Genomic DNA, 11,374 nt, shown 5'->3' with positions numbered 1-11,374 from the left:
TGTTGGAGGTGTTGCGGGGCGGGTCCGCCGGTGGGTTGGAGCGGGTGGATGTGGTTCAGCCGGTGTTGTTCGCGGTGATGGTGGGTCTTGCGCGGTGGTGGGAGTCGTGTGGGGTGCGGCCGGGTGCGGTGATCGGGCATTCGCAGGGGGAGATCGCTGCCGCGTATGTGGCCGGCCACCTGTCGTTGGCGGATGCGGTACGCGTGGTCGTGCTGCGCAGTCGGGCCCTGCTCGGGGTGGCCTCCTCGGGTGGCGGGATGGTGTCGGTGGGTGTGTCCGCCGATCGTGCCCGGGAGTTGGTCGCGGGGGATGGTCGGTTGTCGTTGGCGGCGGTGAACGGGCCAGCGAGTGTGGTGCTTTCGGGTGATGTCGATGCGCTGGCCGTGGTGGTCGAGGTGTGTGGGCGCGATGGTGTGCGGGCGCGGTGGATTCCGGTGGACTACGCGTCGCATTCGGTGCGGATGGAGGCGGTGCGGGGTGAGGTCGAGCGGCTGTTGGCGGATGTGACGCCGCAGCCGGGTCGCGTGCCGATGTATTCGACGGTGACCGGGGAAGTGGTCGTCGATCCGGCCGAGTTGGGCGGGTCGTACTGGTTCGAGAATCTGCGTCGTACGGTGGAGTTGGAGCGGGCGGTCGAGGCGGCGGTCGCGGATGGGCATGGTGCGTTTCTGGAGTGCAGTCCGCATCCCGGGTTGGTGGTGCCGCTGGGGGACACCCTGGAGGCGCTGCGGGTGGACGGCGCGGTGTTGGAGACGTTGCGGCGGGGTGAGGGTGGTCCCGATCGGCTGGTCGCCGCGCTCTCGGCGGCGTTCGTGGCGGGCGTCGCGGTGGACTGGGCCGGGATGTTGCCCGGTCGTCACGTCGAGCTGCCGACCTACGCCTTCCAGCGGCGTCGCTATTGGTTGACGGGTGGCGAACGTGCGGGCGACCCGGTCGGGTTGGGGCTGGTCGCGGTCGATCATCCGCTGCTGGGGGCGGCGGTCGGTTCGGTTCGGGACGGAGAATTCCTCTACACCGGGCGGTTGTCCGTCGCGACGCACGAATGGCTCGCGGATCACGCGGTGTTCGGCTCGGTCGTGGTGCCGGGAACGGCGTTCGTCGAGCTGGCGTCGTGGGTCGGTGTCGAGGCCGGCTGCCCGGTCGTGGACGAACTCACCCTGCATGCGCCCCTGGTGGTGCCGGACGGGATCGGTATCCGGCTCCGGGTCGCGGTGGGCGCCGCGGATTCGGCGGGCCACCGGACCGTGGAGGTGCATTCGCGGCCCGAGGACGCCCCCGACGAGCAGCCGTGGACCCGGCATGCGAGCGGCACCCTCGGCACGAGCGCGCGGGGATCCGTGTCGGTTGGGCCGGAGCCGTGGGCGGTCCGGCCGCCGGCGGATGCCGAGGTGGTCGACCCGGAGGCGGTGTACGACCGGCTTGCGGAGCACGGCTACGACTACGGGCCGATCTTCCGGGGGGTGCGGGCCGCGTGGCGGCGGGGCGACGACTTCTTCGCCGAGATCGCGCTGCCCGAGGCGGCCGATCGGGACGCGCACGGCTACGCCCTGCATCCGGCGCTGCTGGACGCCGCGCTGCATGTGGCCGCGGCCGAGGCGGTGGCGGAGTCGGGGGCGACGCTGTTGCCGTTCGCCTGGACCGGGGTCGCGTTGCCCGGCCCGGCGGCGTCGGTGCTTCGGGTCGTGGTGCGGCGGACCGGGCGGGAGACCCTGGCGGTCGACGTGGCCGACGAGCATGGTGTTCCGGTGGCCTCGGTCGCGTCGCTGACGCTGCGGCCGGTGGCCGCCGAGCAGTTGCCGGCGGCCGAGGACGCGGGTCGCGAGTGGCTGTACCGCACGGTCTGGGAGATCGCGGACACGCCGGTGGGGGAGTGCGTCGACGACGAACTCCGGTTCCTGGTGGACGAGTCCGACGCGGTGGCGGAGCTTGCGGCGGTCGGGGTTCGGGTGCCGGCCCGGGCCGATGCCGAACAGGCGCCCGACGTGGCGCTGTTCGATTGCCCGCCGGTGGTCGGCGAAACCCCCGAAGAGGTGGCCGGCGCGGTGCACGCGGTGCTCGCCGCGGTGCGGGCGTGGGTCGCGGACGAGCGGTTCGCCGGGGCGCGGTTGGTGGTTCGTACCCGTGGCGCGGTTGCCACGGATGCGCAGGATCGGGTCGGTTCTCCGGCGCATGCGGCGATCTGGGGTCTGGTGCGGGTCGCGCAGACGGAGCATCCGGGGCGCTTCGTCCTGGTCGATCGGGACGACGCCGATTCGGGTTCGGCGTTGCGTGCGGCGGTGGCGTCCGGGCTGCCGCAGGTGGCGATTCGGGAGGGCGTGGTGTTGGCGCCGCGCCTGGCGCGGCGGGCGGACGCCGGTGCGCTGGTGCCCCCGGCGCCGGGTTCGGATCAGCCGTGGCGGATCGAGTCCGGGACGGCCGGGACGCTGGACGATCTCGCGGTGACGGCGCATCCGTCCGTCCTCGCGCCGCTGACCGCCGGGCAGGTGCGGGTGGCCGTGCGGGCGGCCGGGGTGAACTTCCGCGATGTGCTGATCACGCTCGGCATGTACCCGGGTCGGGCGGTGATCGGCGCCGAGGCGGCCGGGGTGGTCGTGGAGGTCGGTCCCGGTGTCGCGGATCTGGCCGCCGGCGACCGGGTGATGGGCTTGTTCGAGGGGGCGTTCGGGCCGCTTGCGGTGGCCGACCGGCGGTTGTTGGCGCGGGTGCCGGCGGGTTGGTCGTTCGCCCGGGCCGCGTCGGTGCCGGTGGTCTTCCTCACCGCGCTCTACGGGCTGCACGACCTCGCCGGGCTGCGGTCGGGCGAATCGGTGCTGGTGCACGCGGCCTCCGGTGGCGTCGGCATGGCCGCCACCCAGATCGCCCGGCATCGGGGCGCCGAGGTGTACGCGACCGCGAGTCCGGCGAAGTGGGCCACCGTGCGCGGGCTCGGCATTCCGGACGAGCGGATCGCCTCGTCCCGGGACCTGTCCTTCGAGCAGCGCTTCGCGCGCGCCACGGACGGGCGCGGGATCGACGTGGTGTTGAACTCGCTGGCGGGCGAATTCACCGACGCGTCGTTGCGGCTGCTCGCCGAGAACGGCCGGTTCGTGGAGATGGGCAAGACCGACATCCGGACCGAGGGCCTGCCGGCCGGTGTGCGCTATCGGGCCTTCGACCTGATCGAGGCCGGGCCGGATCGCATCGCCGAACTGTTCGCCGAACTGGTCGACCTCTTCGAGCGCGGTGTGCTGCATCCGCTGCCGATCCGGACCTGGGACATCCGCCAGGCCCGCGAGGCGTTGCGCTTCCTGGGCCAGGCCCGGCACGTGGGCAAGGTGGTGCTGACCGTCCCGCGGCCGCTCGCGGCCGACGGTACGGTCCTGATCACCGGTGGCACCGGCACCCTGGGTCGCCGCCTGGCCCGACACCTGGTCACGCGGTGGGGCGTGCGCCGATTGGTGCTGACCGGCCGGGCCGGGCCCGCCGCTCCCGGCGCCGCCGAACTCGTCGCGGAATTGGCCGAGTCGGGTGCCGACACCACGATCGTGGCCTGTGACGCGGCGGATCGCGAGGCGATGGCCGAGGTGTTGGCCGCGATTCCGGCCGAACACCCGTTGACCGCCGTGGTGCATGCCGCGGGGGCGCTCGACGACGCGCCGATCGAGGCGCTGACCCCGGAGCGGGTCGACCACGTGTTGCGGCCCAAAGTGGACGCCGCCCTCGTACTGGACGAACTCACCCGGGATGCGGACCCGGCCGCGTTCGTGCTGTTCTCGTCGGTGGCCGGTGTACTCGGCGTGGCCGGCCAGGGCGGCTATGCGGCGGGGAACGCGTTCCTGGACGCCCTGGCCCGCCGGCGCCGGGAGCAGGGGCTGCCCGCGACCGCGCTGGCCTGGGGTCTGTGGGCGGAACGCGGCGGTATGACCGAGCGGTTGGGGGCGGGCGATCTGAAGCGTCTGGCCCGGGGCGGCCTGATGCCGATCTCGACCGTCCAGGGGCTCGCGCTGTTCGACGCCGCCTGGCAGACCGACGAGGCGGCGCTGATCCCGGCCCGCCTGGACCTGGCCGCACTGCGGGCACAGGCCGCGACCCAGCCGGTACATCCGCTGCTGCGCGGCCTGGTCGGCACCCCGAACCGCCGTACCAAGGCGCTCTCGGCGGCCCCGTGGGCCCGCGGGCTTGCCTCGGCAACGCCCGCCGAGCGGATGGACATGGTGTTGCGCCTGGTCCGGACCGAGGCGGCGGTGGTCCTGGGGCACGAGTCGGCCCACGAGGTGCGGGCCGAGGCGACCTTCCGCGACCTCGGGTTCGACTCGCTCACGGGTGTGGAACTGCGCAATCGGCTGAGCGGCGCGACCGGATTGCGGCTGCCGTCCACGCTGGTCTTCGACTTCCCGACGCCGCTCGGCCTGGCGGCCTTCCTGGTGGCCGAATCGGTCGGCGAGCCCGAATCGGCGCCGGCCGGACCCGCCGCCGGGGCCGGGGTCACCGCGGCCGACCCGGTGGTGATCGTCGGCATGGGCTGCCGGTTCCCGGGCGGGGTGGACTCGGCCGCGGGGTTGTGGGAGCTGGTCGCGGCGGGCGGCGACGCGATCGGGCCGTTCCCGACCGACCGCGGTTGGGACGTCGACACGCTGTTCGACCCGGATCCGGAGCGGGTCGGCAAGAGCTACGTCCGGGCCGGCGGATTCCTGGCCGGGGCGACCGAGTTCGACGCCGAGTTCTTCGGCGTCTCGCCGCGCGAGGCGCTGGCGATGGATCCCCAGCAGCGGTTGTTGTTGGAAACCGCGTGGGAGACGTTCGAGCAGGCGGGCATCGATCCCACCTCGCTCCGAGGCAGCCGGACCGGGGTCTTCGCCGGGATGGCCGGCCACGACTACGCGACCGGCGGCGCCCGTACGCGGGCCGGCCTGGAGGGCCACCTGCTGACCGGGAACGCGGCAAGCGTGGCCTCGGGCCGGGTGGCGTACACGTTCGGCCTGGAGGGGCCGGCGGTGACCGTGGACACGGCGTGCTCGTCGTCGCTGGTCGCGCTGCACCTGGCGGTGAACGCGCTGCGGTCGGGGGAATGCGACCTGGCCCTCGCCGGCGGGGTGACCACGATGTCCACGCCGGACTTCTTCCTGGAGTTCTCCCGGCAGCGCGGGCTGTCCGTGGACGGCCGCTGCAAGGCGTTCGCGGCCACGGCGGACGGGATGGGCGCGGCCGAGGGCGTGGGCCTGCTCCTGGTCGAGCGGCTGTCGGACGCCCGGCGCGACGGGCATGCGATCCTGGCCGTCGTACGCGGCTCGGCGGTGAACCAGGACGGCGCGTCGAACGGCTTGACCGCGCCGAACGGTCCGTCGCAGCAGCGGGTGATCCGGGCGGCGCTGGCCGATGCCGCGCTGTCGGCGGGCGATGTGGACGCGGTGGAGGCGCACGGGACCGGGACGACGCTGGGTGATCCGATCGAGGCACAGGCACTGCTCGCGACCTACGGCCGGGATCGGGCGCCGGATCGGCCGTTGTGGTTGGGGTCGGTGAAGTCGAACATCGGGCACACCCAGGCCGCGGCGGGGGTGGCCGGGGTGATCAAGATGGTGTTGGCGTTGCGGCACGGGGTGTTGCCGCGCACGCTGCACGTGGACGAGCCCACGCCGCATGTGGACTGGGCGGCCGGCGGGGTCGAACTGCTCACGGCCCAACGGCCCTGGCCGGCGACCGGGCGGGCCCGCCGGGCGGGGGTGTCGTCGTTCGGGATCAGCGGAACCAACGCGCATGTGATTCTGGAGCAGGCGGAGGAGAGCCCGGCCGGTCCGGTGACCTCGGTGACGGCTCCGGTGCCGGGTGGGCCGGTGCCCTGGGTGTTGTCGGCCCGATCGGAGCCGGCGCTGCGGGCGCAGGCGGCGCGGCTGCGGGACTGGCTGGGCGCACATCCCGACGCGGATCCGCTCGACGTGGGCCGGTCGTTGGCGACCGGGCGGGCGGCGCTCGACCACCGCGCCGTGATGCGGGGGCGCGCCCTCACGGAACTGAGCCTGGCCGTCGCCGAGTTGGCCGAGCGTGGGCCGGTCGACGGGGCGTCGATCGTCGCCGCCGGTTCGGCCGCCGGGCCGGTGTTCGTGTTTCCGGGGCAGGGGTCGCAGTGGGTGGGGATGGCGGCGGGGTTGTTGGAGTGTTCGCCGGTGTTCGCGGATGTGGTGGCGGAGTGTGCGGCGGTGATGGATCCGTTGGTGGCGGATTGGTCGTTGCTGGATGTGTTGCGTGGTGTCGCCGGTGAGGGGCTGGCCGAGCGGGTGGATGTGGTTCAGCCGGCTTTGTTCGCGGTGATGGTGGGTCTTGCGCGGTGGTGGGAGTCGTGTGGGGTGCGGCCGGGTGCGGTGATCGGGCATTCGCAGGGGGAGATCGCCGCCGCGCATGTGGCGGGTCATCTGTCGTTGGCGGATGCGGTGCGGGTGGTCGTGCTGCGCAGTCGGGCCCTGCTCGGGGTGGCCTCCGCCGGTGGCGGGATGGTGTCGGTCGGGGTATCCGCCGATCGTGCGCGGGAGTTGGTGTCCGGAGACGATCGGCTGTCGTTGGCGGCGGTGAACGGGCCGACGAGCGTGGTGCTTTCGGGTGATGTAGAAGCCCTGGCCGCCATGGTCGACGCGTGTGAGCGGGACGATGTGCGGGCGCGGTGGATTCCGGTGGACTACGCGTCGCATTCCGCGCGGATGGAGGTCGTGCGGGACGAGGTCGAGCGGCTGTTGGCGGATGTGACGCCGCAGCCGGGCCGCGTGCCGATGTACTCCACCGTGACCGGGGAGTCCGTCACCGACCCGAGTGTGCTCGGTGGCGCGTATTGGTTCGAGAATCTGCGGCGCACGGTCGAGTTGGAACGGGCCGTCGCGGCGGCGGTCGCCGACGGGCACGCCGTCTTCGTCGAGTGCAGCCCGCATCCGGGACTCGTGGTGCCGTTGGGTGACACCCTCGACGCGCTGGGCGTGGACGGCGCGGTGTTGGAGACGTTGCGGCGGGGCGAGGGTGGTCCCGATCGACTGGTCGGCGCACTGTCGGCGGCGTTCCGGAGCGGCCTGGCGGTGGACTGGGTCGGGTCCGGGACGGTGCCGGGTCGACGGATCGAGCTGCCGACCTACGCCTTCCGGCGGCGGCGGTACTGGGTGGAGCCCGCCGAGCGGACCGGCGGGGTCGGATGGGGGCAGTTCACGGTCGAGCATCCGATGCTGGGCGCCGGGGTCGATCTGGCCGACGGGGCCGGGACGGTCTTCACCGGGCGGCTGTCCGTGGCCTCGCACGGGTGGCTCACGGAGCATGTGGTGCTCGGTGCGGTGATCGCGCCCGGCACGATGTTCGTCGACCTGGCGCTGCGCGCGGGGGCGACGGTCGGCTGTGCGACGATCGAGGAACTGACCCTGCACGCTCCGCTGACCCTGCCCGATGCGGGCGGTGCCCGGATCCAGGTCCGGGTCGGCGCGCCCGACGCCGCCGGATTCAGGTCGGTGGAGATCCACTCCCGAGCGGAGGACGCGGCCGGCGACGAGCCGTGGACCCGGCACGCCTCCGGGGCCCTGACCGCGGCCGACCCCGCCCCGACGGACGCGGACGCGGAGTCGCCCGTGTGGCCGCCCGAGGGCAGTACGCCGGTCGACCTGGACGGGGTGTACGAGCGGATGGCCCTGGCCGGGTTGGAGTACGGTCCGGCCTTCCAGGGGCTGCGCGCCCTGTGGCGGCGCGGCGCCGAGTCGTTCGCCGAGATCGAACCCGCCGACGGCGTACGGCAGGAGGCCGAGCACTACGAGGTACATCCCGCGCTGTTGGACGCGGCCCTGCACGCGCTGGGAGCGGAGCCGGCGGCGGAGGCCGCGCGGGACCAGGCGCGGATAGTGTTCTCCTGGCGAGGTGTTCGGCTGCTCACCCCCGGTGCGGGGCGGCTGCGGGTGCGGCTGGCGCCGACGGGCCCGGACGCGGTGTCGGTGTGGTTGAGCGACGCGGCGGGCGAACCGGTCGGGTCGATCCGGGCGTTGACGGTGCGGCCGGTGTCGGGCGAGCGGCTGCGTCGGGCGGGGGTGCCGCCGCGCGATTCGCTGTTCCGGGTGGACTGGCGGCCGATGTCGATCGACGAGCCGGGCGCGGCCGTTCGCTGGGCGGTGGTGGGCGCGGTCGACTCCGGGCCGCTCGCCCGGCTGGTGGCCGCGCACGCGAACGTCCCGGTGTACCGCAGCGTGGCCGAGGCGGCCGAGGACGCGGCGTCGGGGCCGCTCGATGTGGTGGTGCTGGGGGTCCCCGCCGATTCGGCCGCGCCGATCGAGCGCACTCGACAGGTGCTCGCGGACATATTGGCGCGGACGCAGGACTGGCTGGCCGATCCCCGCCTGGAGACGACGCGCCTGGTCGTGGTGACCTCCGGTGCGGTCACCGCCGACGTCGCCACCGCCGATGTGGCCGCCGAATCCGACGAACGGGTGTCGGACCTGGCCGGTGCGGCCGTGTGGGGGCTGTTGCGCTCGGCCCAATCCGAGCACTCCGACCGATGCGCGCTGGTCGACTTGGACGAGGAGGCCGCGTCGGTCGCCGCCTGGCCGGCGGTCCTCGCCTCGACCGAGCCGCAACTGGCGGTCCGTGACGGCCGGTTCCGGGTGCCCCGGTTGGTCAGGGTGAGCACGGCGGCCGGCGAGCCGTTCGCCTTCGCGCCCGCCGGTACGGTGTTGGTCACCGGCGCCACCGGCGGCCTGGGCGCGCTGGTCGCCCGGCACCTGGTCGGCGCCCACGGCGTGCGCCGACTCCTGCTGCTGTCCCGCCGGGGCGCCGCCGCACCGGGCGCGGCCGAACTGGTGGCCGACCTGACCGCGCAGGGGGCAGAGGTCACCCTCGCGGCCTGCGACCTGGCCGACCGCGCCGCGCTGGCGGCCGAGTTGGCCCGGATCCCGGCCGAGCACGCGCTGACCGCGGTGATCCATACCGCGGGCGTGGTGGACGACGCCACCGTGGCGAACCTGACCGACGCGCGGCTGGACCACGCGCTGCGTCCGAAGGCGGACGCCGCGTACCACCTGCACGAACTGACCCGGGACGCGAACCTGACCGCGTTCGTCCTGTTCTCCTCCGCCGCCACCACCTTCGGCGGCCGGGGACAGGGCAACTACGCGGCGGCCAACGCCTTCCTGGACGCCCTCGCCCGACAGCGCCGCGACCTCGGTCTCCCCGGGATCTCGCTCGCCTGGGGCCTGTGGGCGGGCGCGCAGGGCATGGGCGGGCGGCTGGGCGAGACCGATCTGGCCCGGCTGCTCCGGAACGGCGTGGTGACGATGCCGGCGGCCGAGGCGCTGCGGTTGTTCGACATCGCGCTGGGCAGGCCCGAGGCGAACCTGGTGCCGATCCACCTGGACCTGCCGGCGATGCGGGCGGACGCCGCCACCCGGCCCGCGCTGTTCCGGGAACTGCTCGGCACCGGTACCCGGCGGACGGCGACGGACGCGGGCGGTTCGGCGCTGACCGGGCGACTGGCGGGAATGTCGCCGGCCGAGCGGGAGCAGGCACTCCTCAAGGTGGTGCGGACCGAGGCCGCGAGCGCGCTGGGGCACGATTCGGCCGGGGCGGTACCGGCCGGGCGAGCGTTCAAGGACCTCGGGTTCGACTCGCTGAGCGGAATGGAACTGCGCAACCGGCTGAACACCGCGACCGGGCTGCGGCTGCCGTCCACGCTGGTCTTCGACCACCCGACCCCGGCGGGGCTGGCGGCGTTCCTGGTCGGTGAACTGATCGGGGGAGCGAAGCCGCTCGGCCCACCGATGCCGGTCGGCACGCCGCCCGTGGACGTCGACGATCCGATCGTGATCGTCGGCATGGGTTGCCGGTTCCCGGGCGGGGTGGCCTCGCCGGAGGACCTGTGGGGGCTGCTCGCCTCGGGCGGGGACGCGATCGGACCGTTCCCGACGGACCGGGGATGGGACCTGGCCGCACTGTTCGACCCCGATCCCGAGCGGGCCGGCAAGAGCTACGTGGAATCGGGCGGATTCCTCTACGGAATCGGCGAGTTCGACGCGGAGTTCTTCGGGATCTCGCCGCGTGAGGCGTTGGCGATGGATCCGCAGCAGCGGTTGCTCCTGGAGACCGCGTGGGAGACGTTCGAGCGGGCGGGCATCGATCCGACCTCGCTGCGCGGCAGCCGGACCGGGGTCTTCGCCGGGGTGATCGACAACGACTACGGCGCCCGGGTGAACCGGGTGCCGGACGAGGTCGAGGGCTATCTGGGCTACGGCAGTTCGGCGAGCATCGCGTCCGGCCGGGTCTCGTACGTCCTGGGCCTGGAGGGCCCGGCGGTCAGTATCGACACCGCGTGCTCGTCGTCCCTGGTCGCGCTGCACCTGGCGGCGAACGCGCTGCGGTCGGGCGAGTGCGATCTGGCCCTGGCCGGTGGGGTGACGGCGATGGCGACCACCGAGTTCTTCGTGGAGTTCTCCCGCCAGCGGGGTCTGTCGCCGGACGGCCGCTGCAAGGCGTTCGCGGCGGCGGCGGACGGAATGGGCGCGGCCGAGGGCATCGGCCTCGTGCTGGTGGAGCGGTTGTCGGATGCGCGCCGCCACGGGCATTCGGTGTTGGCGGTGGTGCGTGGGTCGGCGGTGAACCAGGACGGCGCGTCGAATGGGTTGACCGCGCCGAACGGGCCGTCGCAACAGCGGGTGATTCGGCAGGCGTTGGACAGCGCCGGGTTGTCGACCGGCGATGTGGACGCGGTGGAGGCGCACGGGACGGGGACGACGCTGGGTGATCCGATCGAGGCGCAGGCGTTGTTGGCGACGTATGGGCGGGATCGGCCGGTGGATCGGCCGTTGTGGTTGGGGTCGGTGAAGTCGAACATCGGGCATACCCAGGCGGCGGCGGGGGTGGCCGGGGTGATCAAGATGGTGTTGGCGTTGCGGCACGGGGTGTTGCCTCGGACGTTGCATGTGGACGAGCCGACGCCGCATGTGGATTGGTCGGCGGGTCGGGTCGAGGTGTTGGCGGACGAGGTGGCCTGGCCGGCGGGTGGGCGGGTGCGTCGGGCGGGGGTGTCGTCGTTCGGGATCAGCGGAACGAACGCGCACGTGGTCCTGGAGGAGGCGCCTGCGGACGCCGCCGAGGCCACACCCGCAGCGCCGGAGGTCCCGGGAATCGGCGGGGTCCTGCCGTGGGTGGTGTCGGCCCGCACCGAGGCCGGGCTGCGGGCGCAGGCGGCGCGGTTGCGGGATTGGGTGGGCGCACACCCGGACGCCGAACCGGCGGATGTCGCACGGTCGTTGGTGGTCGGGCGGGCGGTGTTCGACCGGCGTGCGGTGGTGCGGGGGCGGGACTCGGGCGAACTTGCCGACGCATTGGCCGAGTTGGCACGGGGTGAGGTGGCAAGTCCCGGTTCGCCGGCGACCGGCTCGGATCCGGT

1 protein-coding gene is annotated in these 11,374 nt (G+C 73.7%); it reads left to right on the top strand.

Going from position 1 to position 11,374, the window contains the following annotated elements; all coding sequences use genetic code 11:
* Positions 1-44: 44 nt before the first annotated feature.
* The coding region (locus tag EMA17_RS51315) for a type I polyketide synthase (RefSeq protein WP_160161894.1) at positions 45-11,374 on the top strand (11,330 nt) is incomplete at its 3' end.

The organism is Embleya hyalina, from assembly GCF_003967355.1.
GTDB classification, from domain to species: domain Bacteria; phylum Actinomycetota; class Actinomycetes; order Streptomycetales; family Streptomycetaceae; genus Embleya; species Embleya hyalina.
This window is presented reverse-complemented; position numbering and strand designations above follow the sequence as displayed.